Source organism: Streptomyces sp. NPDC005070, from assembly GCF_053600395.1.
Genome location: NZ_JBSFZS010000028.1, coordinates 1 through 23,541, shown reverse-complemented (window position 1 = coordinate 23,541; position 23,541 = coordinate 1). Strand labels below are relative to the sequence as shown.

Here is a 23,541-nt window from a genome sequence, read left to right as displayed (position 1 = left end):
CCCCGCCCGCTGACGCCTCTTACGGCGTGCACACCTTCGTCAGTTCGCCCGCCGCGGCCGTGACGGGGCTGATGTCGGGGGTCGCGTCGCCGTTCTTGACGGCTGTTCGGACGTTCGCGACGGCCTTGTTCAGCTCGTCGACCGCCTTGTTGACGTCGGCGTTGTCGGTCTGGTCGCCGATCCTGTCGAGGTTGTTCTCGATGGCGTTGAGCGACGCGTCGGTCTGCGACGGGTCGTTCGCCGCGTTCTCGACGGCCTGTTGGAGGTCGGTGACGCTGTCGGCTATCGAGTCGGCGGTCTGTACACAGTCGAGCGCCTTGCTGACGGCGTCGCAGCCGACGGCCGCCGGCAGGACGACGAGTGCGGCGACGGCGGCAAGTGCGGCGGTACGGCGGCGATGGTGGTGGCGCGCGGCCATGGAACGGTCCCTCCCCGTGGGCGTGGTGTGGTGCGGCCACACCGACCGCATCGCACCGGTCCGCTGCGCGGTCGGCCCGATCCGCCCGAGGGGGCCGGCGGGCGCACGGCAGGACCGTACGCCCGTACCCATAAGAACGCTAAGGGTTAACCCGCGGTTGCCTGTGAGGCCTCTTCGAGTACCGCGCGCTGGATGGCGGCGAGTTCGTCGCAGCCCGCGACGGCGAGGTCGAGCAGGGCGTTGAGTTCCTTGCGGTCGAAGGGCTCGGCCTCGGCGGTGCCCTGGACCTCGACGAAACGGCCGTCCCCGGTGCACACGACGTTCATGTCGGTGTCGGCCTTGACGTCCTCCTCGTAGCGGAGGTCGAGGAGGGGGACGCCGCCGACGATGCCGACGGAGACCGCGGAGACGGTGCCGGTGAGGGGCTTGCGGCCGGGCTTGACGAGCTTCTTGCCCTGGGCCCAGGTGACGGCGTCGGCGAGGGCGACGTAGGCGCCGGTGATGGCCGCGGTGCGGGTGCCGCCGTCGGCCTGGAGGACGTCGCAGTCGAGGACGATGGTGTTCTCGCCGAGCGCCTTGTAGTCGATGACGGCGCGCAGCGAGCGGCCGATGAGGCGGCTGATCTCGTGGGTGCGGCCGCCGATCTTGCCGCGGACGGATTCGCGGTCGCCGCGGGTGTTGGTGGCGCGGGGGAGCATGGAGTATTCGGCGGTGACCCAGCCCTCGCCGCTGCCCTTGCGCCAGCGCGGGACGCCTTCGGTGACGGAGGCCGTGCAGAAGACCTTGGTGTCGCCGAAGGAGACGAGGACGGAGCCCTCGGCATGCTTGCTCCAGCCACGCTGGATGGTGATGGGGCGAAGCTGTTCGGGGGTGCGGCCGTCGATTCGAGACATGGTGTCGAGCCTATCCGCACAGGCGTGAGGGGCTGTCCGCCGGTGGCGGATTCAGCCCCTCATGGGTGAGCCGGTGCGGCTCCTGAAGCGGTGTGCGGCGCGTGTCGGGGGCCGGGTGGCTTCAGTGGTTCCCGGTGGTCACATCATGTCTTCGATCTCGCCGGCGATGGGGTCGGCGTCGGTTCCGATGACGACCTGGATGGCGGTGCCCATCTTGACGACGCCGTGGGCGCCTGCGGCCTTCAGGGCGGCCTCGTCGACGAGTGAGGCGTCATGGACCTCGGTGCGCAGGCGGGTGATGCAGCCTTCGACCTCTTCGATGTTGTCGATGCCGCCGAGCCCGGCGACGATCTTCTCAGCCTTGGTGGCCATGTCCTACTCCCTGATCCGAACCGCTTTGTCGCAGTAACCCACAGTTGGCCCAACTTCGCGAGCGGCCGTGTCGTGCGTGCCGAAGGATGGCGATCACGACAGAGCGACCCGCCGCAACTGGTCTACACCAGTGGGCGGGTAGTCGCCAAACCGGCCCGCCCGGAGGACGCCCATGAGTGCCGTAAGTGACGTATCGCCGGCGCGCGCCCGTTGGCACAAGGCCTTCCAGGGACTGCAGAAGATGGGCCGCAGCCTGCAGTTGCCGATCGCCGTGCTGCCGGCGGCGGGCATTCTCAACCGGCTCGGCCAGCCGGATGTGTTCGGCGCGGACGGGCTCGGCTGGGACAACCTGTCCAAGGTGATCGGCGCGGCGGGCGGCGCACTGCTGGACGGCAACCTCGGGCTGCCGATGCTGTTCTGCGTCGGCGTGGCCATCGGGATGGCGAAGAAGTCGGACGGCTCGACGGCGCTGGCGGCGGTCGTGGGTTTCCTCGTCTACTACAACGTGCTGCGCGCGTTCCCGAAGACCTGTCCGGGCGGGAGCGTCAAGATCGCGCTGGGCTGCCAGTTGGAGGACAACTCGGTCGCCGAGTTCACGTACCAGAATCCCGGGGTGTTCGGCGGCATCGTCATCGGGCTGCTGTCGGCGTACTTCTGGCAGCGCTATCACCGTACGAAGCTGGTGGACTGGCTCGGCTTCTTCAACGGGCGGCGCCTGGTGCCGATCATCATGGCGTTCGTGTCCATCGCGTTCGCCTCGCTGTGCCTGTGGGTGTGGCCGCCGATCGGTGACGCGCTGGAGAACTTCAGCGACTGGCTGGTGGGTCTCGGGGCGTGGGGTTCGGGTGTGTTCGGCCTGGCGAACCGGGCGCTGCTGGTCATCGGGCTGCACCAGTTCCTGAACGTGCCCATCTGGTTCCAGTTCGGCAGTTACACGAAGCCCGACGGTCAGGTCGTGCACGGCGACATCAACATGTTCCTGGCGGGCGACCCGAACGCGGGGCAGTTCCTCACGGGCTTCTTCCCGATCATGATGTTCGCGCTGCCGGCGGCGGCCCTCGCGATGACGCACACCGCGAAGCCGCATCGGCGCAAGGAGATCGGCGGCCTGATGCTCTCGGTGGCGCTGACGTCGTTCGTCACGGGCATCACCGAGCCGATCGAGTACTCGTTCCTGTTCATCGCGCCGCTGCTGTACGCGGTGCACGCGGTGCTGACGGGTGTGTCGATGGCGGTGAGCTGGGGGCTCGGTGTGCATGACGGCTTCAGTTTCTCCGCGGGTCTGATCGACTACGTCATCAACTGGAACCTGGCGACGAAGCCGTGGCTGATCATTCCGATCGGGCTGTGTTTCGCCGCGGTCTATTACGCGATCTTCCGGTTCGCGATCACGAAGTTCGATCTGAAGACTCCGGGGCGGGAGCCGGAGGAGGACATCGAGGACACCACGAAGGCGTAGCGTTCCGCGCCCGCTGCTCACAGTGAAGGCCCCCTGACCTGCCGGTCCGGGGGCCTTCGGCATGATCGGAACCAGTTATTCCCGTTATGGCCGAGGCCACAAAATTCGGACCTTCCTTATCCGGCCTTCACCGTGCTAGAAACAGGTCTACACCACTGGTGGTGTAGACCACATGGTCGCTGCCGACCCCTGTCGTACCTTCCCGTCCCCCGGCAGCGCCCAGCGCATGGAGGAACTATGAGCACCGCCACCGTCTCGGCGGCACCCGCGAAGAAGCGGGGATCCGGCCTGTTCCAGGGCCTGCAGAAGGTCGGCCGCAGCCTGCAGCTGCCGATCGCCGTGCTTCCGGCGGCGGGCATCCTGCTGCGTCTGGGAGTGCCGGACATCGCACAGAAGCTGCACCTGCCCGACAAGGTCACGCTGGTGTTCGCCACCGCCGGTCACGCGATCTTCGACAACCTGGCGATGCTGTTCTGCATCGGCGTGGCGATCGGCTTCGCCAAGAAGGCGGACGGCTCCACCGCGCTCGCGGCCCTGGTCGGCTTCCTGGTCTACAGCAAGGTGCTCGAGGCCTTCCCGGTCACCGAGGCGAAGATCCAGAAGGGCGCCGACATAGCGGCGACCTACAACAACCCCGGTGTCCTCGGCGGCATCATCATGGGTCTGCTGTCCGCCGTCCTGTGGCAGCGCTACCACCGCAAGCAGCTGGTGGACTGGCTCGGCTTCTTCAACGGCCGCCGTCTGGTGCCGATCATCATGGCGTTCGTCGGCACGGCCATGGGCGTCTTCTTCGGTCTGGTCTGGGAGCCGATCGGTGACGGCATCTCCAACTTCGGCGAGTGGATCACCGGTCTCGGCACGGTCGGAGCGGGTCTGTTCGGTCTCATCAACCGCGCGCTCATCCCGGTCGGCATGCACCAGTTCGTGAACGCCGTGTCCTGGTTCCAGATCGGCGACTTCAAGAACTCCGCGGGCACGGTGGTCCACGGTGACCTCAACCGCTTCTTCGCCGGTGACCCGAGCGCCGGAATGTTCATGTCGGGCTTCTTCCCCATCATGATGTTCGGTCTGCCGGCCGCCGCGATCGCCATCGCGCACTCCGCCCGCCCCGAGCGCCGCAAGGCCGTGATGGGCATGATGATCTCGCTGGCGCTGACCTCGTTCGTGACGGGTGTGACGGAGCCGATCGAGTTCTCGTTCATGTTCATCGCCCCGCTCCTGTACGCGATCCACGCGGTGCTGACCGCCCTGTCCCTGGCGGTCACCTGGGCGCTCGGTGTCCACGCGGGCTTCACCTTCTCCGCGGGCTTCATCGACTACGCGCTCAACTGGAACCTGGCCACCAAGCCCTGGCTGATCATCCCGATCGGTCTGGTCTTCGCGGCGATCTACTACGTGGTCTTCCGCTTCGCGATCACCAAGTTCAACCTCCCCACCCCGGGCCGTGAGCCCGAGGAGGAGATCGAGGACCTCACGAAGGCGTGAGCCGTCCTCCCCTACGGCCGAAGGCCCCCGGAACCGTCTGGTTCCGGGGGCCTTCGTGCACGCCGGGGCGTCAGATCTCGTACATCGCCCCCGGAACCGCCAGGTCCACCGGGCCCGCGTACGCCGAGCGGGCGTCCGTCAGGTTGGTGGAGGCGTCCGTCCACGGGGGGATGTGGGTGAGGACGAGGCGGCGGGCGCCCGCGCGGGCGGCGGTCTCGCCGGCCTCGAGGCCGTTGAGGTGGAGGCCGGGGATGTTCTCCTTGCCGTGGGTGAACGCGGCCTCGCACAGGAACAGGTCCGTGTCGCGGGCGAGTTCGTCCAGGGCTCCGGTCACCCCGGTGTCACCGGAGTACGTCAACGAACGTCCGCCGTGCTCCACCCGGATGCCGTACGCCTCCACCGGGTGCGCCACCCGTTCGGTGTGCACGGTGAAGGGGCCGACCTCGAACGTGGACGGCTTGACCGTGTGGAAGTCGAAGACCTCGCTCATGGACGAGGCGGTGGGGGTGTCGGCGTAGGCCGTGGTGAGGCGGTGCTCGGTGCCTTCGGGGCCGTAGACCGGGAGCGGCGCGCAGCGGCCGCCGTCGTGCCGGTAGTAGCGCGCGACGAAGTAGGCGCACATGTCGATGCAGTGGTCGGCGTGCAGATGGCTCAGGAAGATCGCGTCGAGGTCGTAGAGACCGCAGTGGCGCTGCAGCTCGCCCAGGGCGCCGTTGCCCATGTCGAGAAGCAGCCGGAAGCCGTCGGCCTCTACGAGGTAGCTCGAGCAGGCCGATTCCGCGGACGGGAACGACCCCGAGCAGCCGACGACGGTGAGCTTCATAAAGCAGAAACCTCCGCTGGCGGGTGACTACTGGAAGGGGGAGGACGGGGGTCGTGCGGTCCGTCGAGCGTAAGGCGCAAAAGGGTTGGTCGCTCCTCCGCCAGGGGCTGTTGTGGGCGAACTCACCTGTGCTGTCACCGGTTCGGATGGACCTGAGGGGTGGCGTTTGGATCAGTTCGGACGCCCCTCTCCGCGTGCCCGGGGTTCGCGCAGGGCGGGCGGGGGCACGAGGGCGCCGGTACCTTCATTGCTGTGGACACGTCCTGGTGGCTCGCGTTGGCGGCGGTGGTTCTGCTCGCGCTGGTCGCGACGCTGGTGGACGGCTGGGGGCGCCGCGGGCGCCGGCCGGCCGGTCGGACGCGTCCGCCGGGCCGGGCCCGGGGACCTCGCCGGGGCGGTACGGCCCGCGGTGGGCCGTTGCCGCGGGCGGCGGAGATCTGGTGGGCGAACGTTCCCTACGAGGACGGGCCGGGGGCCAAGGACCGGCCGTGTCTGGTGCTCGTGGTGCGCGGTAAGCGGGTGACCGTCGCGAAGATCACCAGCAAGTACCACGACGAGCGGCCCGGGGTGATCCCCCTGCCGCCCGGGGCCGTGGGGGACTCCCAGGGGCGGCCGAGTTTCCTGGAGACGGACGAGTTGCGGGTGGTGCCGGTGGGCGATTTCCGGCGCCGGGTGGGTGTGGTGGATCCGGTCCTGTGGGACCAGGTCCGTTATCTGGCCCGCTGAGGCACCGCGGCGGGCTCGTGGCAACGACGAGGGGCGCGGGAACCGTCGACCGGTCCGCGCGCCCCTCGGTGAGTCCGGTACGTGGCTACGCCCAGAGCTGGCCCTGCAGTGTCTCGATGGCCTCTTCCGTCGTCGCCGCCGTGTAGACGCCCGTCGACAGGTACTTCCAGCCGCCGTCCGCGACCACGAAGGCGATGTCGGCCGGCTCTCCGGCCTTGACGGCCTTGTTGCCGACGCCGATCGCGGCGTGCAGCGCGGCTCCGGTGGAGACGCCCGCGAAGATGCCCTCCTGCTGGAGGAGTTCCCGGGTGCGGGTGACCGCGTCGGCCGAGCCCACGGAGAAGCGGGTGGTGAGGACGGAGGCGTCGTACAGCTCCGGTACGAAGCCCTCGTCCAGGTTCCTGAGGCCGTAGACCAGGTCGTCGTAGCGCGGCTCCGCGGCGACGATCTTGACGTCCGGCTTGTGTTCGCGCAGGAAGCGGCCGACGCCCATGAGGGTGCCGGTGGTGCCGAGCCCCGCCACGAAGTGGGTGATGGACGGGAGGTCGGCGAGGATCTCCGGGCCCGTCGTGGCGTAGTGGGCTCCGGCGTTGTCCGGGTTGCCGTACTGGTAGAGCATCACCCAGTCCGGGTGCTGCGCGGAGAGTTCCTTGGCGACGCGCACGGCGGTGTTGGATCCGCCGGCGGCCGGGCTGGGGATGATCTCGGCCCCCCACATGCCGAGCAGGTCACGGCGTTCCTGGGAGGTGTTCTCGGGCATGACGCAGACCATGCGGTAGCCCTTGAGCTTCGCCGCCATGGCCAGGGAGATGCCGGTGTTGCCGCTGGTCGGCTCCAGGATCGTGCAGCCCGGCGTCAGGCGGCCGTCCTTCTCCGCCTGCTCGATCATGTGGAGGGCCGGCCGGTCCTTGACGGAACCGGTCGGGTTGCGGTCCTCCAGCTTCGCCCAGATACGGACGTCCGCGGACGGCGACAGCCGCGGCAGGCGCACCAGAGGGGTGTTGCCCACCGCGGCGAGCGGGGAGTCGTAGCGCATCGGTGACCAGGGTCCGATCAGGCCATGCCGCCGGCGACGGCCGGCAGGATGGTGACGTTGTCGCCGTCGGTGAGCTTGGTGTTGATGCCGTCGAGGAAGCGGACGTCCTCGTCGTTCAGGTAGACGTTGACGAAGCGGCGCAGCTCGCCGCCGTCCACGATCCGGGCCCGGATGCCCGCGTGACGGGTGTCGAGGTCGGTGAACAGGTCGGCGAGGGTCGCCCCGCCGCCCTCGACGGCCTTCTCGCCGTTCGTGTAGGTGCGGAGGATGGTGGGGATGCGGACCTCGATGGCCATGGTTGCGGGCTCCTGTCGGAAGGAAGTCAGGTCGGACGACGCGCGGCAGCGCGGGCGGGGCAGGGGGTACGCCGGTTGCGGAGGCGCGGCTCTCCGGCCGTACGGCGGCGGCAGGTCAGTGCGTACAGATGGCGCTCTGCAGCCTGCAGAGGTCGACGTGCAGGCGCGCCACGAGCAGCATGCCCGGCGTCTTGTCGCTCACGTCGTTCAGAACCATGAGCTCATCGTATCGATTCCCGGTACGGGCCCAGGAGTGTGATCTCGCATTCCGGACGCTTTTTGGTCGATGGGTGAGATCAGTAGCTCTCCACGACCTTGACCTCCTCCTCCGTGACCTCACCGTCCACGATCCGGTAGGAGCGGAACTGGAAGGGGCCGGCGTCGTCGGTGTCCGCCGTGGAGACCAGGACGTAGTGCGCGCCGGGCTCGTTGGCGTAGGCGAGGTCGGTGCGGGAGGGGTAGGCCTCGGTCGCGGTGTGCGAGTGGTAGATGACGACGGGCTCCTCGTCGCGGTCGTCCATCTCGCGGTAGAGCTTGAGGAGATCGCCGGAGTCGAACTCGTAGAACGTGGGCGAGCGGGCCGCGTTGAGCATGGGGATGAAGCGCTCGGGGCGGCCGGTGCCGGCGGGGCCCGCGACGACGCCGCACGCCTCGTCGGGGTGGTCCTGGCGCGCGTGGTCGACGATCCGGTCGAACAGGGCCTCGGTGATGGTCAGCATGCTGGTCAGAATAGACAGAAGGGCCGTCCCGTACCGAGGCGTGGTACGGGACGGCCCGTATGCCGGACGTCCTGAGCGGTGGCCCGGTGGGCCGGGCGTCCGTGGTGGCGGTCAGCCGACGTTCTCGAGCTCCGGCTCGCGGCGTTCGGTGACCTGGGGGTTGCGTGCCTTGAGGATCGCCCAGCCGGCGGCCAGGACGGCGGCCCAGATCGCCATCACGTACAGGCAGATGCGGGAGTCCGCGTCGTACGCGATCAGGCCGGTGACGAAGAGGAGGAACGCGACGGCGACATAGCTGCACTTCGCGCCGCCCGGGGCGGGGAAGGGCGAGGCCGGCAGCCGGCCGGCGTCGACCGCGCGGCGGTAGAGGATGTGGCTGACGAGGATCATCAGCCAGGTCCAGATGCCGGCCGCGGTGGCCACCGAGGTGACGTAGCCGAAGGCCTTCTCGGGGACGACGTAGTTGAGGACCACGCCGATGCCCATGAAGAGCACGGAGACCGTGATGCCGATGGCGGGCGTCTTGGTGGAGGACAGCCTGTTGAAGGCCTTCGGGGCCTCGCCGTTGTCGGCCAGGTTCCGCAGCATGCGGCCCGTGGAGTACATGCCCGAGTTGCAGGAGGACAGGGCGGCGGTGAGCACCACGAAGTTGACGATGCCGGCGCCGGCCGGGATGCCGATCACGGCGAACGCCTTCACGAAGGGGCTCACCCCTGGCATGAACTCGGTCCACTTCACGACGCAGAGGATGACCGTGAGGGCGCCGACGTAGAAGAGGGCGATACGCCACGGAAGGGTGTTGATGGCCTTCGGGAGGGTCTTCTCGGGGTTCTCGGACTCGCCCGCGGTGACGCCGACGAGCTCGACGGCGAGGTAGGCGAACATGACGCCCTGGAGGGTCATCAGGGAGGAGCCGATGCCGTTGGGGAAGAAGCCGTCGAACTGCCACAGGTTGCTGACGGAGGCGGTGTCACCGGCGGAGCTGAAGCCGAAGGTGAGGACGCCGAGGCCGATCACGATCATGCCGATCAGCGCGGTGACCTTGACCATCGAGGCCCAGAACTCGATCTCGCCGAAGACCTTCACCGAGATCAGGTTCGCCACGAAGAGGATGACAAGGAAGATCAGCGCCGACACCCACTGGTGGATCGACGGGAACCAGTAGTTGATGTAGATCGCGGCGGCGGTGAGTTCCGCCATGCCGGTGACCACCCACATCAGCCAGTACGTCCAGGCCGTGAAGTAGCCGAAGAACGGGCCGAGGAACTCGCGGGAGTACTCCGCGAAGGAACCCGAGACCGGGCGGTAGAGCAGGAGCTCGCCGAGCGCCCGCATGATGAAGAAGATGATCACGCCCGCGAGGGCGTACATCACGATGAGGCTGGGGCCGGCCTTGGCGATGTTCGCCCCGGCGTTCAGGAAGAGGCCGACGCCGATGGCGCCGCCGATCGCAATCATCTGGACCTGACGGCTGCCGAGCCCGCGCTCGTACCCCTCTTCGGGGGCGTCGCCGCCCACGGCCTCACTGCCGTCGCGACTCTTGTCGACCTGCGATGAGGTCATGTCTGGTGCGCCTTTCTCCATACCGGAACGAGCCAGTCCCTTGGCTTCGCATCGGCTTCCGATCCCCCCGGACAGGTGGAGCCTGTGCCTGGCCGGCGGTCCGCCGGCTCGGTGGCGCACCCGGCGGGACATGGGTGGTGTCCTGCCGGGCGGTCGTGAAGATCTATCACGGGGGCGGCGTTGATCGGCTGCGGCTCGTGTTGCGCAGACCACAGGAAGAACCGGACAAAATGTCGAACCGCGCCCCAAAGGGCGCGGTTACGGTGACGTGATCGTTATTCGGATTTGAGCGTCCTCTGAGCGAACACTCATACGGGCGTGCCCGGCGGCGGATTTCGGATGGATCAGGGCATAAGGGTGGTGACCAGGGTCTCCTGGAGGCCGCCCAGCCAGAGGTACGCCATCACCATCGGCTTGCGCGGGTCCTCGTCGGGGAGGCGGTAGAGGAGGTCGGTGTCCTCCTCGTCGACGACGTCGAGCCGCGAACCGATGGCGAGGCGCAGGTCGTTGAGGGCGCGCAGCCACTGCCCGGACTGCGCGGCGGTCAGCTCCAGGACCGCTCCCCCGTCGCCACCGGGGGTCAGCGCGTCCAGCGAGCGGATCACCGCGAGGGCGTTCTCGCGCTTGCCCGCACGCAGGTCGTTCTCGGTGAAGCGGCGGAACTCGGCGGAGTGGGCGCGCTGCTCCTCGGCCTGCTCGGGGGTCCCGGCGTCGACGCCGGGACCGCTGTAGGCGTCGGGGAACAGGCGCAGGAGCACCGGGTCGCTCGGCGGTTCGCTGGGGCCCTCGGCGAACAGCTCGGCGAGCGGGTCGGCGGAGTCGTCCTCCGCGGGGCCGGGACCGATGAGCTCCAGGAGCTGGACCGCGAGGGAGCGGATGATGGAGATCTCGACCTCGTCGAGCGCGACGGCCGCGCCGCCGCCGGGGAGCGGTTCGAAGTGTCCGGGCATGGAGTGAGTTCGCTACTTCCGGTCCTGCGGGCGGTCGGTTGACAGGGTGCCGGCTACTTCCGGTCCTGCTGAAGGGTGGCCCACAGACCGTAGCCGTGCATGGCCTGCACGTCGCGTTCCATCTCCTCGCGCGTGCCGCTGGAGACGACGGCCCGGCCCTTGTGGTGCACGTCCATCATCAGCTTGGTGGCCTTGTCCTTGGGATACCCGAAGTAGGACTGGAAGACATACGTCACGTAGCTCATGAGGTTGACCGGGTCGTTGTGGACGATCGTGACCCAGGGGACGTCCGGCTCGGGTACGGCGAAAACCTCCTCCGCCGACTCGGTCTTCTCGATCTCTAGAGGTGCGGGAGCCGTCACACCGCCCATGCTCCCACCAGAGGGGGGCACCCGCATAAACGGGCCCCGGAACAGGGGCTCGAACGCCCCGGGAACCGCCACCCCGACGGAAATCGTCAAACTGACGAAATGGGGGTACGATCCCTGCCATGAACACAGCGGACCTTGGGCTGCCGGTGGATGTTCCCTCTACGGCGCTCTTCACCGACCAGTACGAGCTGACGATGCTGCAGGCCGCGCTCGCGGCCGGGACGGCCGAGCGGCGCTCGGTCTTCGAGGTCTTCACCCGCCGGCTGCCCGAAGGACGGCGCTACGGAGTCCTCGCGGGCACCGGGCGCGTCCTGGACGCCGTCGAGAACTTCCGGTTCGACCCGGACGTCATCGGCTTCCTGCGCGAGCGCGGGATCGTGGACGAGCCCACGCTGCGGTGGCTCGCCTCGTACCGCTTCGGCGGGGACATCTGGGGCTACCCCGAGGGCGAGGTGTACTTCCCGGGCTCGCCCGTCCTGCGGGTCGAGGGCAGCTTCGCCGAGTGCGTGCTCCTGGAGACGGTGATCCTCTCGATCCTCAACCACGACTCCGCCATCGCGGCGGCCGCCTCCCGCATGTCCTCCGCCGCCGGAACCCGCCCGCTGATCGAGATGGGCGCCCGGCGCACCCACGAGCTGGCCGCCGTGGCCGCCTCGCGTGCCGCGTACGTCGGCGGGTTCACCAGCACCTCCGACCTGGCCGCCGGTTTCCGCTACGGCATCCCGACCGTGGGCACGTCGGCGCACGCCTTCACCCTGCTGCACGACCACGAGCGGGACGCCTTCCGGGCCCAGGTGGACTCGCTGGGCCGCGGCACCACGCTGCTCGTGGACACCTACGACGTCGCCGAGGCCGTCCGCACGGCCGTCGAGGTCGCCGGGACCGGACTCGGCGCGGTGCGCATCGACTCCGGTGACCTGCTGCTCGTCGCCCACCGGGTGCGCCGCCAGCTCGACGAGCTGGGCGCGACGGAGACGAAGATCGTCGTGACCTCCGACCTCGACGAGTACGCCATCGCCTCGCTCGCGGCGGCGCCCGTGGACGCGTACGGCGTCGGCACCCAGCTCGTGACGGGATCCGGCCATCCGACGTGTTCGATGGTCTACAAACTGGTCGCCCGCGCCGAGTCGGCCGACCCGAAGGCTCCGCTGGAGCCGGTGGCCAAGAAGTCCACGGGCGGCAAGACGTCCATCGGCGGCCGCAAGTGGGCCGCGCGGCGCGTGGACGGACAAGAGGTCGCCGAAGCCGAGGTGATCGGCGTCGGGCCGGTGCCCGCCGAGCTGGCCGACCGGCAGCTCCTGGTCCAGTTGGTCAAGGGCGGACAGGTCCTGTCCCGCGAGCCGCTCGACGTCGTACGCGACCGGCACGCGGCGGCCCGCGCCCGGCTGCCGCTGTCGGCGACCCAGCTCTCGCGCGGCGAGCCGGTGATCCCCACCGAATACGTCTGAGATGCCAGGGACGGGTGGTGCGGGCGTTACCGGAGTGGCACCGCGCATGAACCCTCGGTGAGCGGGAATGCAACGGCAGCGTGCCCGCGCGGGCCGCGGAAGCCGAATACCCCCTCCCGCACCACCCCGGAATTCTCTAGGCTCGGAAGTTCAACGGCCGGGCCCGCACCCTTGTCTGCCGCCCCCATAGCCGAAGGACACAGCCCATGCGCCGCGCCTTGATCGTCGTAGACGTGCAGAACGACTTCTGCGAGGGAGGCAGCCTCGCCGTGGCCGGGGGTGCCGACGTGGCCGCCGCCGTCACGGAGCTGATCGGGCAGGCCCCGGCCGGCTACCGGCACGTGGTCGCCACCCGCGATCTGCACATCGCCCCCGGGGGCCACTTCGCCGACAACCCCGACTACGTGCACTCCTGGCCCGCGCACTGCGTGGCCGGGACCGAGGGGGTCGGCTTCCATCCCAACTTCGCCCCGGCCGTCGCCTCCGGCGCGATCGACGCGGTCTTCGATAAGGGCGCCTACGCGGCGGCGTACAGCGGCTTCGAGGGCGCCGACGAGAACGGGCTGCCGCTGGGCGACTGGCTGCGCGCCCGCGGGATCGGCGAGGTGGACGTGGTCGGCATCGCGACCGACCACTGCGTGAAGGCGACCGCCCTGGACGCGGCGCGGCAGGGCTTCCGCACGACCGTCCTGCTGGACCTGACAGCCGGCGTGGCGGAGGAGACGACCGAGCGGGCGCTGGAGGAGATGCGCGCCGCCGGGATCGACCTCACGGGCAAGCCGGTGGTCTAGAGCCCGGCCGCCCGTGATCCCGGGCCCGGGCCCGGACCCGTCACGCGGGCGCCGGGCGGCGACGTGGCATGTCCCGGGCCGTCTCGGCCCGCATCCGCCCAGGTCACGGCTGGGGTGCCGGGCGTCTGAGCAGGGTTCTGACCGGGTGCCACAGCTCCTGGGTGAGCTCCGTGCAACCGCTCTCGGGGGCCGTGCGCCATATGAGCCCGTCGGGGTGATGCAGGACCGCGGTGATCTCGTCCGGGCTCGGCGGGGACCCGTTGCCCCGGAGGTAGACGGCGCGCAGCCCCAGGTTGCGCAGCCTGGTCAGGGCGCGGGCGCGGTTCGGCGCGACGACCAGGAAGCGCACGCAGCCGCCCGCCGGACCTGCCGGGCTGGGCAGGTTCAGCGCCACCACGACGCTGCCGTTCGGCAGTCTGCAGAAACCTCCTGCGGCCATGCGGTCACACCCCCGTGCGAGTCGGTTCGGATGTCGGTGTCAATAAGCCAGGCACAGGAGGCACCTAAACACGATCGGCGGCAACCCGCCAGGGGTTGCCGCCGATACGCTTCTGACCTGCGAAAATGCTGTTACTTCACCGCGGGGCCGACCTTGAGGGAGATCGTCGAGCCATCCTTGGCCTGCTTGACGATCTCGATCTTGGTGTTGGTGTCAGTGACCCTGACACCGCCGGTCGGGTTCCGGTTGTCGTAGTAGTCGCTGGTGTGGTCGTTGAAGACCGACACCCCCTTCGACGACGGAATCTTCGTGGCGACGTCCGCGCTGTGCAGCGTGATACCGCTCGTGCGGTTCAGGCTGAACGGCGAGTCGTAGGCCTGGATGCGGTTGCGCATCAGCGTGCCGTTGTCCCACCACAGCGCCTTCGGGTGCGAGTCGACCGGAAGCGCGAGGCCGACACCCGGGTGCTCACTGGTGTTGTTGTCCGCCTGCGAGGTGTCCCACTTCCAGATCAACAGACCGGTCTGGTAGGCGTAGTGCTCCACCCAGTCCGGACGGGTCGTCGAGAAGCCGAAGTTGTACGGGCCGACCTTGAGGGTCTTGTCGTACGACACGTACTGACGGTTCTCCGCGAGGTAGTACTGCGCGTAGTCCTTGGTGAACGAGGCGCCGATGCGGGAGAAGCCGGCGGCGGTCCAAGCGGCGTCGGCCGTCTCGGCGTTGTCCGAGAAGAGCGCGGTGCCGTCGGCGATGACGCTGAGCTCGTCGGCCGCGAAGCCCTTGAGCGCAACGCCGCCGTCGCTCTGGTAGCGGAAGCGCAGGTCGATCTTCTTGCCCGCGTAGGCGTCGAGCGGGAACACGAGCTTCTTGTACGCGTCGACCGTGCCGGTGAGGGCGGGCTTGTCGCTGCCGTCCCGCGGGATGGCGGCGCCGTCCACCGTGCCGTCCAGGGCGGTCCAGTTGGCGCCGCCGTCGGTCGAGACCTCGGTGTAGAGGTAGTCGTAGTTCGCCTCGATGTCGTACCAGCCGTCGAGGGTCAGCTTCGCCGACGACTTGCCCGTGAGGTCCACGGACCGGGTCAGCGTGTTCTTCAGGTTGTCACCGCTGCCGCTCCACCACTGGGACGAGCCCTGCGCCGGGTTGACGACCGTGGTCGTGACCGCCTTCTCCGGCAGGGAGACGACGAGCGCCTGCTTGTCGAAGGTGTTGTACTCGGCGACGCCCAGCTTGTGCGTGGACTGCTTGCCGGCCTTGGCGGTGTCGTAGTTCAGCCAGCCGAGCTGGAGCTTGTCCCAGGCGTTGAAGTCGCCGGGGAGGTCACCGATGGACTTCTTGCCGGTGCCGAGCCACGAACCCGAGGACATCAGGGTCCAGAAACCGGTGGAGTTGTCGCCGCCGGCGGTGTCGTAGTGGTCCGGCAGACCGAGGTCGTGGCCGTACTCGTGGGCGAAGACGCCGAGTCCGCCGTTCTCCGGCTGGATGGTGTAGTCGCCGACCCAGATGCCGGTGTCGCCGATCTGCGCGCCGCCGAGCCTGTTGTCCGCGGGACCCGTGGCGCCCGCGTCGGTGCCGAAGGCGTACCAGCGGTGGGCCCAGATCGCGTCCTTGCCCTGGACGCCGCCACCCGCGGACTCGTCCTCACCGGCGTGCACGATCTGGAAGTGGTCGATGTAGCCGTCCGGCTCGTTGAAGTTGCCGTCGCCGTCGTAGTCGTAGCGGTCCCACTGGTCGAACTGCGCCAGGTCCGCCTTGATGGCCGCGTCGGTCCTGCCCGCCGCCTTCTGCTGGGCGACCCAGGAGGTGACGCCGTCACTGACGACGTTCCACACGCTCGGGCAGTTCGTGCTGCCACAGGCGTTGTTGCCGTAACGGGCCTCGTTGTACGGGACCTTGACCCAGTCGGCGACCTTGCCGTCCACCGAGTAGCGGCCCGAGGACTGCGTCTCGTAGAACTTCTTCATCGACTCGACGTTCTTGCCGGTGCCGAAGTAGAGGTCCTGGAAGTGCTTCTGGTTGTAGTCCGCCTGCCAGGCCGTGCTGTTGTCCTTCGCACGGTCCGGCGCGGCTATCTGGTTGTGCCCGGGTCCGGCGGTGCCGCCGAACTTGGGGTCCGTCTTGTCGCCGAACTCCACCAGGATCGTGAAGATCTTGTCGGTCTTCTCGCGGCCGAGCTCGACGTACTTGCTGTCGCCCTTCTTGCTCTTGAGCTGGACGACCTGCGAGCCGTTGCGCTTCTGCACCTTGGCGTCGCCGGACAGGACCTGGTTCAGCGCCTCCTGGCGCTGGGCGTCCTGGGTCTTGCTCAGCGGGCCGTCGAGGTCGTGGTCGACCGTGTTCTTGACCGGCTGCGGGTCGTGGCGGTCCACGACGGGTGAAGCGGCGGCCGAGTCGGCCTGCGCCACGGCGTACGTCGAGAACGCGGCGGTGGCCGCCGCGAAGGCTACGCCCACCGCGGCTGCTCTGAACGTCCATGGTCTGTTGGTCACTTGATGTCCTCCCCCGCGCACGTTCGCGCGGAGGGGGTTCCGGGTCATGGAGGTCCGCACGCGTCTACGCGATTCAAGTGACGACATTTGACCGGAGTTACGAAAGAAAAAACAGATCTTGACTTGAACCTGGCAAGTGCATTATGCGGAGCCTCCGTTCGGTATCCGGACGGCCCCGAACGCCACCAACAGGCGCGCTTTCCGGCCCACTTGAAGGACGCGATGAATCCGTGCGCCCCCTGTGCACCGGCACCGTGGGTAAGGTCACGCTTACCGGACGTTCCACTCGGGCATGCAGGCGAATAGAGTCGATTGGCGAACGTCGGAAGCCGGCGGACAGTCACGTCGACACCGTTGTCCCACCCCCGACATCTATCCGCACCCTCCCCCATCGCGAGAGGCACCGGGGGGAGAACCCCCATCCGAGGACACGATTGCCATGCCTCGTCCGACCGCCGCACAGCTCGCCTACGGTTCCTGCACCGTGATCTTCTCCACCCTCGCCATGCTGCTGCTGTCACAGACGAGTTCGAGTCTGGGGATCGTGCTGATCACCCTCTCCGCGCTCGCTCTCGGACTGCTGGTGGCCATGACGGTCCCCCTGCCGAAGCCGGCGCCCGCCGCCTCGGCCGTCGTCCACGAGCGAGTACCGGCGCAGCGCGAGACCGCGTCCGTGTCCGCCTCCGTGTCCTCCGCGCCCGAGCCCGTGCGCGAACCCGCGGGGCCCTGAGACCGCGTACGCGCCGGCACCCCGGACGCCGCGACCTCGTACCGGAACGGCGGGCCCGTCGACCACGGACCCGCCGTTCCGGTGTGCGCTCCCGCCGGGCGACGCGTCGCCCGGCCCGCTGTCCGGCCCGCTGTCCGGTCGTCCCGTACCGCGAGGTCGTCGACGGGCCTCAGCCGGTGTCGACCACCACCGTCTTGGCCGCCTTGTCGTGCAGGCCCTGCTTGTAGGGCTTGTCGAAGAAGCTCCAGCCGCCCGCGATCGCCGTCCAGATGCAGGCGCAGCAGAACGCGAACGGGATCCACAGCACCAGGGCGCGGACGAGGGAGGTCTGCACCGAGGGTGTGGAGCCGTTGTCGAGGTTGGCGACCCGGTGATGGAGCAGCCGCTTGCCGAGGGTCTGGCCCGTCCTGCTGATCATCACGGTGTCGTACGCCACGTAGAGCACCGCGGCCACCAGGGACTGCCCGAGCGACTTGCTGTACTCGATCTTGTTCGAGTCCACGTCGTACTCGGTGACCCCGAACGCCCAGGACAGCAGCCACACCACGATGCCCACCAGGATCATGTCCAGGATTCTGGCCAGCACCCGCTTCCCGCTGTCGGCGAGCGGCGGCATGCCGGCGAGCGGGTCGCCGCCGTAGGGACCGCCACCGCCGTAGGGGTCGCCGCCGCCCGGCTGCTGCCCCTCTCCGGAGTACGGACCGCCTCCCGGGTACGCGCCGCCCTCGCCGTAGGGGCCACCGCCACCGCCGCCGAACGGGGGCGGCTCGCTGCCGTACGGCGGGGTCCGGTCGCCGGACGGAGGCGGCGGGTCGTACGGGGAGCCCGCGCCCTCACCGGGCGGGGGCTGCTTCTTGAACGGGTCCTCGTCCGGTGGCCGGCCGGAGTCCGGGGGCGGCGGTTCGCTGCTCATGGCCCGAGTCGACCGCGAACCCCCCGGCTCCGCATCCGGCGAAGGGCCGTCCGGGGGACGGGATTACCGGGCCGGGCCCGCCACGAACGTGTGCGCCGCCTTGTCGTGCCAGCACTGGCTCCAGGGCTTGTCGAACAGACACCACACGACGCCCACGAGGCCGACGACCAGCAGGGACGGCACGCTGAGGACGAGCCAGCGGCCGAGTGCCCGGCCGAAGGTGGGCGGTTCGTGACCCTCTATGTCGCGCACCTCGATGCCGCACAGTTTCTTGCCGAGGGTACGGCCCCATTTGACGGTGGGCAGGACTTCGTAGAGGACGCCGAAGACGAGCAGGACGGCGAGGACGGCACCGAGGCAGGAGGCGGTCGTGGGGTCGAGGAGCCAGACGGTCACTTTCTCGCCGGACAGCTTGGCCGCGTCGATCTTCGCGTCGATGTGGTCGACCGCCCTGGTGCCCAGCGGGACGGCTGCCGCCGCGGTGACGCCGGCGATGACGACGGTGTCCAGCAGTCGGGCGGCCAGCCGTCGGCCGAGGCCGGCCGGGCGGGCCGACGCCTGGAGCCGTGCGGCCGCCTGGAACACGTCGTCGACCGGCGGCTTCCACGGCGCGACCCGCTGCCCCTCGTCGGCCGGGTCGCCCGCGAGCTGATGCACCTGCTGCGCCCAGGAGGGCTGCCCCCCGCCGGCCCCGGAGGCCATGGGGGCGGCCCCACCGGGCTGTTGAGGGACGACGGGGCCGGAAGCGACCTGCCCGACACCAGGGGCGACGGCACCCGGGGTGCCCGGTGCGACGGCACCCGGACCGGCGCCGAAGCCGCCTCCGGAGGCCGCGGATGTGCCGGGTACGGCCGCCGCGCCCGCCGCGGGCACGCCGGAGGAACCGGCCGCGGGGGCGGCCGACGAACCGGACGTGGCGGGCGCGGCCGGTGCCCCGGACACGGCGGGCGCCCCGGACCCGGCAGGGGCGGCGAACAGCCCGGCCCCGGCGGGGGCATCGGAGGGACCGGACGTGGCCGCCACGGCGGGCGGTCCGAATCCGGCAGGGGCGGCCGACGGGCCCGACCCGGCGGACACACCCGGCGCACTCGGCGGGGTCGTGCCCCCGCCCTGCCGCTCCGTACGCGGGGAGGGCGCACGGAACCTCGTGTCGCCCTCGGGGTCCGCCGTGGACGGCCCCGCGACGGCTCCGTCCGAACTCGCCCCGCCTGTACGGCTCGTACCGCCCGCGCCCGTCTCGCCCTCCGGTCCCGTGGACGGCACCGGACCGGTGGGGCGGCGGAAGACCACCGGACTCGGGGACGCCGGGGGCCGGGCGGCGCCGGAGTCGGCGGGCGGAATCGTCGTCGTGCCGTCCGTGCGCGCCGACGCCCCGTCGGGCCCGCTCACCGCGTCGGTGAACCCCGCGGTACGCGGGTCGCGCACGCCGGACGTCCTCGGCGCGCCCCAGGACACCCGGCGGTCCTGGTCGCCGCCGAAGCCGGACTGGCGGGAGCGGTCGGCACCCCACGAGGCGGCCGGCTCGGGCCGACTGCCGTGCTGGGCCTCGGCGGAGGCGGCGCGGTGCGCTTCGGGGGAGGCGGTGCCGTGAGGCTCGGCGGAGGCGGAGGCGGCGCCCTGCGGCTCGGCGGAGGCGGTGCCCTGAGGCTCCAGGTCCTCGTCGAAGAAGTGGGGGCCCGTCTCCTCCACGGCGGGAGTGCCCGTCTGCCCGCGTGCGGCGGAGAACTCGGGGGACGACGCCGGAGCGGGCACCTGCGCGGGACGCGCGGCGGCCGGCGGGGAAAGCGCCTCGCCGCCCGACGGCGCCGGGCGGCTCGTGCCCGGCACCCAGGCGGCGCCGTTCCAGTACCGGACGTATCCAGGGATGGAGGGGTCCGGGTAATACCCTTCGCGGGGCCTGTCGTCACCGGGGGCCGGGGTTGGGGCGCTCATGTCCGTCGTCCCGTATCTGCTCGGGGGTCGTGTGGGACGTCCACATCTACCAGACCGGCGCACGCGTCACGGCCGGTCCCGCGGTACCCACTCCTTTCGGGCAAGGTTCGGCCCCCTCGTGCGGCCGGGCGTCCGAGGCTGTGGACGGTGTGCCCGGACAGGGTCCGAAGCGGTCCCGAAAGTTTTCTCCGAACCCGCGTAATGGTCACGGCGCCAGGCGCTCTCCACTCGTACGGGCCCGTCCGCAGGAGCCCGTACGACGAAAGGGAGCGCATCGACATGCACACCGTGGTGGAACGCGAGCTCGAGCTTCATCTCGTCCTGTCGCCGGAACACAGCATCCCGGTACCGGCGCGCCTGAGTTACCGCGCCGACGACCCGTACGCCGTCCGCATCACCTTCCACGTCGGCTCCGATCATCCCGTCAACTGGACATTCGCCCGTGAGCTGCTGGTCGAGGGGGTGTTCCGGCCGTGCGGTCACGGCGATGTACGGGTGTGGCCCACCAAGGTCGGCGGCCGGAGCGTCGTCCTGATGGCGCTGAGTTCGCCGGACGGCGACGCGCTGCTCGAAGTGCCCGCCACGCAGATCACCGCCTGGCTGGAGCGCACACTCAGGGCGGTCCCCCCGGGCACGGAAGCCGGGCAGCTCGGCATGGACGCCGGTCTGGCCGAGCTGCTCGCGCCGTCCCCGAGGCTCTCGGCCCCGCTAGACCCGACGGGAGGGCCGTCCCCGGACGATCTGTGGCTGCGCGACCCCTGGCCGTCCGACGAGTCGACGGACGGAGACCAGTCCTGACGGGCCGGCGGGCGAAGACCGGTCCGACGAAGAGTCGGACGGTGGGAGGCGGACGGTGGGCGTCCTGACGGGCCGCCCGGCGGACGGCCGGTCCCGGATCTCAGAACAGCTTGCCCGGGTTGAGCAGGCCCAGCGGGTCGAACGCCGTCTTGATCGCCCGCTGCATCTCCACGCCCACCGGGCCGATCTCGCGGGCCAGCCACTCCTTCTTCAGCACGCCCACGCCGTGCTCGCCGGTGATCGTGCCGCCGAGTTCCAGTCCGAGGGCCATGATCTCGTCGAAGGACTCGCGGGCGCGCCGGGACTCGTCGGGATCGGTCGCGTCGAAACAGACGGTGGGATGCGTGTTGCCGTCGCCCGCGTGGGCGCAGACGCCGATGGTCAGGGCGTACTTCTCGGCGACGCGTTCGATGCCGTCGAGCATGTCGCCGAGCCGGGAGCGCGGCACGCACACGTCGTCGATCATCGTGGTGCCCTTGACCGCTTCGAGCGCCGTGAGCGACAACCGCCGCGCCTGGAGCAGGAGTTCGGACTCGGCAGCGTCCTCGGCGGGTACCACCTGGGTCGCGCCGGCGGCCTCGCAGAGGGCGCCCACCAGGGCGAGGTCGGCCGCCGGGTCGTGGGTGTCGAAGGCGGCGAGCAGCAGTGCCTCGGTGGTCTCCGGGAGGCCCATGTGCGCGAGGTCGTTGACGGCCTTGACGGTGGTACGGTCCATCAGTTCGAGCAGGGAGGGCACATGACCGCCCTCCATGATCTTGCAGACGGCGTCACAGGCGGCCCGTGCCGACCCGAACTCGGCTGCCAGCACGAGCTGTTGGGGCGGCTGAGGTTTCAGGGCGAGGACGGCGCGTACGACGATGCCGAGCGATCCCTCGGAGCCCACGAAGAGGCGGGTGAGGTCGTACCCGGCGACGCCCTTGGCGGTTCTGCGCCCGGTGGACATCAACCGTCCGTCGGCGAGGACGACGTCCAGACCGAGGACGTACTCGGCGGTCACCCCGTACTTCACGCAGCACAGGCCGCCGGAGGCCGTGCCGATGTTGCCGCCGATGGTGCACGTCTCCCAGCTCGACGGGTCCGGCGGGTAGTACAGCCCGTGTTCGCCCACGGCGCGGGAGAGCGCGGCGTTGACGACACCGGGTTCGACGACGGCGATACGGTCGACCGGGCTGATCTCCAGGATGCGGTCCATCTTCACCAGGGACAGCACCACACAGCCGTCGGTGGCGTTGGCCGCTCCGGACAGGCCGGTGCGGGCGCCCTGCGGGACGACGGGGACGCGCAGTTCGGTCGCGACGCGCATGACGTGCTGGACCTGCTCGACCGTGCGCGGCAGGACGACCACGGCGGGTGTGCCCGCCTCGCAGAAGCTCGCCATGTCGTTGGCGTAGGAGACCGTGACGTCCGGGTCGGTGAGCACGGCCTCGGCCGGCAGACCGCTCAGCAGACGGTCGAGGAGGCTGCCGGTCGCCGCCGTGTCCTCATCGCGCGGGGCTTCGATACGGCTCATGATCACAGGGTCGCACCCGGGGCCATCGGTGTGAACCCCATTCGCGGGAGGCTTCGCATGCCGGGGTGCGGTCTTCCTATTGACGCACAGTGAACCGCATGGAGATCGAAGAGCGACAGCCGGTGCCGGCCGGACCGCGGTCCGGGGAGACCGTCGGCGAGCGGTCCCCGGAGGCCTCCGCCGCACGGTCCCCCGAGCCCTCCGGCGCGCGCCGCTCCCCGCTCACCCGGCGCACGCTGATCGGAGCGGTGGCCGGCTGTGCCGTGCTCGGCGGTGTGCTGGTGCTGCTGCCCTCCCTGAACGGGCGCGGGGCGCCGCGGCCCGCCCCGGGTCCGGTGGCGCGGGCGGTGAGCGCGGTGGGTGCCGGAGTGCCCGCGGCGCTGCCCGATCTCACCGCGCTCATCCACGACCGCGAGGCCCGGGTACGGGCCCGTCCGCGCGACGACGCGTCGTGGGCGGTGCTGGGCGCCGCGTACACGGAACGGGCACGGCGGACGGCTGCGGCCGCGTCCTACCCGAAGGCCGAGAAGGCGCTGCGCAAGTCGCTGGAACTGCGGCCCGAGGACAACGCGGCGGCGCTGGAAGGACTCGCCTCGCTCGCGGGCGCGCGGGGCGACTTCCGGGCCGCGCGGCAGTGGGGCGAGTCCGCGGAGAAGCTGGCGCCGAAGCGGTGGACGACGTATCCGGCGCTCATCGACGCGTACTCCGGGCTCGGTGACCACAAGGCCGTGGACAGGGCCCTCGGCAGGCTGCTCGCGCTGCGTTCCGGGCCGGCGGCCCAGGCCGTCGCCGCGCGGGTGTACCGGGACCGCGGCCGGCGCGAGGACGCGGCGGCGGCGATCTCGGACGCGGCGGCGGGCGCGGCCACCGCGCCCGAGCAGGCGGCCTTCCTCACGCAGGCCGGGGACCTGGCCGGGGAGCGCGGTGACCGCCAGGAGTCGCTGGACCACTACCGGGCGGCGGTGCGCGCCGATGCCCACGCGTACGACGCGCTGGCCGGGCAGGGGCGCGCGCTGGCGGCACTGGGGCGCATGCCCGAAGCGCTGCGCGCGTACCGGGCGGCGCTCGCCGAGCGGCCCGTGCCGCGGTACGCGCTGGAGCTGGGCGAGCTGTACGACGAGCTCGGGCGCGGCGCGGAGGCGCGCACGCAGTACGACCTGCTGCGGGACCTGGCGCGACGGGACGGCGCCGCGGGGGTGGACGACGAACCGGTCCTCGGGCTCTTCGAGGCGGATCACGGCGACCCGCAAGCCGCGGTGCGGGAACTGCGCGCCGAATGGCAGCGGCAGCCCGGCATCGCGGTGGCGGACGCGCTGGGCTGGGCGCTGCACCGCGCCGGGAACGACCAGGAGGCGCTCGGCTTCGCCGTGCGGGCCACGGACA

General features: G+C 70.4%; 24 protein-coding genes. 8 read left to right on the top strand and 16 right to left on the bottom strand.

Going from position 1 to position 23,541, the window contains the following annotated elements; genetic code table 11:
• Positions 1-19: 19 nt before the first annotated feature.
• From ACWEBX_RS12480 to ACWEBX_RS12470, 3 genes are all read right to left on the bottom strand, one after another.
• Entirely contained in the window at positions 20-418 is a 399-nt protein-coding gene (locus tag ACWEBX_RS12480; RefSeq protein WP_451884831.1) for a hypothetical protein, read from the bottom strand.
• A 146-nt stretch (positions 419-564) separates the two neighbouring features.
• Positions 565-1,311, bottom strand: a complete 747-nt coding sequence (gene rph / locus ACWEBX_RS12475) for a ribonuclease PH (protein ID WP_103554520.1) — start codon at positions 1,309-1,311, stop codon at positions 565-567.
• 138 nt (positions 1,312-1,449) lie between these two features.
• Positions 1,450-1,683, bottom strand: coding sequence for a glucose PTS transporter subunit EIIB (locus ACWEBX_RS12470; protein ID WP_069920430.1), 234 nt, complete (start codon positions 1,681-1,683; stop codon positions 1,450-1,452).
• 172 nt (positions 1,684-1,855) lie between these two features.
• On the opposite strand from ACWEBX_RS12470, the gene ACWEBX_RS12465 reads away from it, so the two are divergent.
• Both ACWEBX_RS12465 and ACWEBX_RS12460 read left to right on the top strand, forming a co-directional pair.
• Complete coding sequence (locus ACWEBX_RS12465; protein ID WP_451884830.1) at positions 1,856-3,142, top strand: PTS transporter subunit EIIC; 1,287 nt, start codon at positions 1,856-1,858, stop codon at positions 3,140-3,142.
• A 237-nt stretch (positions 3,143-3,379) separates the two neighbouring features.
• On the top strand, positions 3,380-4,627 hold the full coding sequence (locus ACWEBX_RS12460; RefSeq protein ID WP_451884829.1) for a PTS transporter subunit EIIC: 1,248 nt from the start codon (positions 3,380-3,382) through the stop codon (positions 4,625-4,627).
• A 70-nt stretch (positions 4,628-4,697) separates the two neighbouring features.
• Here ACWEBX_RS12460 and ACWEBX_RS12455 read toward each other — a convergent pair whose 3' ends face one another.
• Positions 4,698-5,450 carry an MBL fold metallo-hydrolase gene (locus tag ACWEBX_RS12455; protein WP_451884828.1) on the bottom strand — a complete coding sequence of 251 codons (753 nt, stop codon included), beginning with the start codon at positions 5,448-5,450 and terminating at the stop codon, positions 4,698-4,700.
• A 252-nt stretch (positions 5,451-5,702) separates the two neighbouring features.
• Between ACWEBX_RS12455 and ACWEBX_RS12450 the strand changes: the two genes are divergently transcribed.
• Positions 5,703-6,176: a type II toxin-antitoxin system PemK/MazF family toxin gene (locus ACWEBX_RS12450; protein WP_451884827.1), complete on the top strand. Its 474-nt coding sequence runs from the start codon at positions 5,703-5,705 to the stop codon at positions 6,174-6,176.
• A gap of 85 nt (positions 6,177-6,261) precedes the next feature.
• On the opposite strand, the gene ACWEBX_RS12445 is transcribed toward ACWEBX_RS12450, so the two are convergent.
• The 7 genes from ACWEBX_RS12445 to clpS all read right to left on the bottom strand — a co-directional run bounded on the left by ACWEBX_RS12445 (position 6,262) and on the right by clpS (position 11,111).
• Positions 6,262-7,212 (bottom strand): PLP-dependent cysteine synthase family protein, encoded by a 951-nt coding sequence (locus tag ACWEBX_RS12445; RefSeq protein ID WP_351861836.1) that lies wholly within the window; start codon positions 7,210-7,212, stop codon positions 6,262-6,264.
• Positions 7,213-7,229: 17 nt separating this feature from the next.
• A complete protein-coding gene (locus tag ACWEBX_RS12440; RefSeq protein WP_451884826.1) occupies positions 7,230-7,508 on the bottom strand; it encodes a MoaD/ThiS family protein in 279 nt (92 codons plus the stop codon).
• Positions 7,509-7,623: 115 nt separating this feature from the next.
• A complete protein-coding gene (locus tag ACWEBX_RS12435; RefSeq protein WP_339129578.1) occupies positions 7,624-7,725 on the bottom strand; it encodes a putative leader peptide in 102 nt (33 codons plus the stop codon).
• Positions 7,726-7,804: 79 nt separating this feature from the next.
• Positions 7,805-8,227: a Mov34/MPN/PAD-1 family protein gene (locus tag ACWEBX_RS12430; RefSeq protein WP_451884825.1), complete on the bottom strand. Its 423-nt coding sequence runs from the start codon at positions 8,225-8,227 to the stop codon at positions 7,805-7,807.
• 111 nt (positions 8,228-8,338) lie between these two features.
• Positions 8,339-9,790, bottom strand: coding sequence for an amino acid permease (locus ACWEBX_RS12425; RefSeq protein ID WP_451884824.1), 1,452 nt, complete (start codon positions 9,788-9,790; stop codon positions 8,339-8,341).
• A 344-nt stretch (positions 9,791-10,134) separates the two neighbouring features.
• Positions 10,135-10,740, bottom strand: a complete 606-nt coding sequence (locus tag ACWEBX_RS12420; RefSeq protein ID WP_451884823.1) for a DUF2017 domain-containing protein — start codon at positions 10,738-10,740, stop codon at positions 10,135-10,137.
• 53 nt (positions 10,741-10,793) lie between these two features.
• Complete coding sequence (clpS, locus tag ACWEBX_RS12415; RefSeq protein ID WP_451884822.1) at positions 10,794-11,111, bottom strand: ATP-dependent Clp protease adapter ClpS; 318 nt, start codon at positions 11,109-11,111, stop codon at positions 10,794-10,796.
• A gap of 119 nt (positions 11,112-11,230) precedes the next feature.
• Here clpS and ACWEBX_RS12410 point away from each other — a divergent pair, with 119 nt between their 5' ends.
• Positions 11,231-12,559, top strand: coding sequence for a nicotinate phosphoribosyltransferase (locus ACWEBX_RS12410; protein WP_451884821.1), 1,329 nt, complete (start codon positions 11,231-11,233; stop codon positions 12,557-12,559).
• A gap of 206 nt (positions 12,560-12,765) precedes the next feature.
• Positions 12,766-13,350, top strand: coding sequence for an isochorismatase family protein (locus tag ACWEBX_RS12405; RefSeq protein ID WP_451884820.1), 585 nt, complete (start codon positions 12,766-12,768; stop codon positions 13,348-13,350).
• Between the two features lie 103 nt (positions 13,351-13,453).
• Here ACWEBX_RS12405 and ACWEBX_RS12400 read toward each other — a convergent pair whose 3' ends face one another.
• Positions 13,454-13,789, bottom strand: a complete 336-nt coding sequence (locus tag ACWEBX_RS12400; RefSeq protein WP_451884819.1) for a hypothetical protein — start codon at positions 13,787-13,789, stop codon at positions 13,454-13,456.
• Positions 13,790-13,920: 131 nt separating this feature from the next.
• Positions 13,921-16,275, bottom strand: a complete 2,355-nt coding sequence (locus ACWEBX_RS12395; protein WP_451884818.1) for an immune inhibitor A domain-containing protein — start codon at positions 16,273-16,275, stop codon at positions 13,921-13,923.
• Positions 16,276-16,714: 439 nt separating this feature from the next.
• Here ACWEBX_RS12395 and ACWEBX_RS12390 point away from each other — a divergent pair, with 439 nt between their 5' ends.
• On the top strand, positions 16,715-17,005 hold the full coding sequence (locus ACWEBX_RS12390; protein ID WP_355760995.1) for a hypothetical protein: 291 nt from the start codon (positions 16,715-16,717) through the stop codon (positions 17,003-17,005).
• A 169-nt stretch (positions 17,006-17,174) separates the two neighbouring features.
• Here ACWEBX_RS12390 and ACWEBX_RS12385 read toward each other — a convergent pair whose 3' ends face one another.
• Together ACWEBX_RS12385 and ACWEBX_RS12380 are read right to left on the bottom strand one after the other, a co-directional pair.
• Positions 17,175-17,918, bottom strand: a complete 744-nt coding sequence (locus tag ACWEBX_RS12385; protein WP_451884817.1) for an RDD family protein — start codon at positions 17,916-17,918, stop codon at positions 17,175-17,177.
• Between the two features lie 63 nt (positions 17,919-17,981).
• Positions 17,982-19,850 carry an RDD family protein gene (locus tag ACWEBX_RS12380; RefSeq protein WP_451884816.1) on the bottom strand — a complete coding sequence of 623 codons (1,869 nt, stop codon included), beginning with the start codon at positions 19,848-19,850 and terminating at the stop codon, positions 17,982-17,984.
• A gap of 279 nt (positions 19,851-20,129) precedes the next feature.
• Here ACWEBX_RS12380 and ACWEBX_RS12375 point away from each other — a divergent pair, with 279 nt between their 5' ends.
• Complete coding sequence (locus ACWEBX_RS12375; protein ID WP_451884815.1) at positions 20,130-20,648, top strand: SsgA family sporulation/cell division regulator; 519 nt, start codon at positions 20,130-20,132, stop codon at positions 20,646-20,648.
• Positions 20,649-20,748: 100 nt separating this feature from the next.
• Here ACWEBX_RS12375 and ACWEBX_RS12370 read toward each other — a convergent pair whose 3' ends face one another.
• Positions 20,749-22,164, bottom strand: a complete 1,416-nt coding sequence (locus ACWEBX_RS12370) for an FAD-binding oxidoreductase (RefSeq protein WP_451884814.1) — start codon at positions 22,162-22,164, stop codon at positions 20,749-20,751.
• Between the two features lie 92 nt (positions 22,165-22,256).
• Between ACWEBX_RS12370 and ACWEBX_RS12365 the strand changes: the two genes are divergently transcribed.
• Positions 22,257-23,541: tetratricopeptide repeat protein (locus tag ACWEBX_RS12365; protein WP_451884813.1), on the top strand; the 1,285-nt coding region annotated here is incomplete at its 3' end.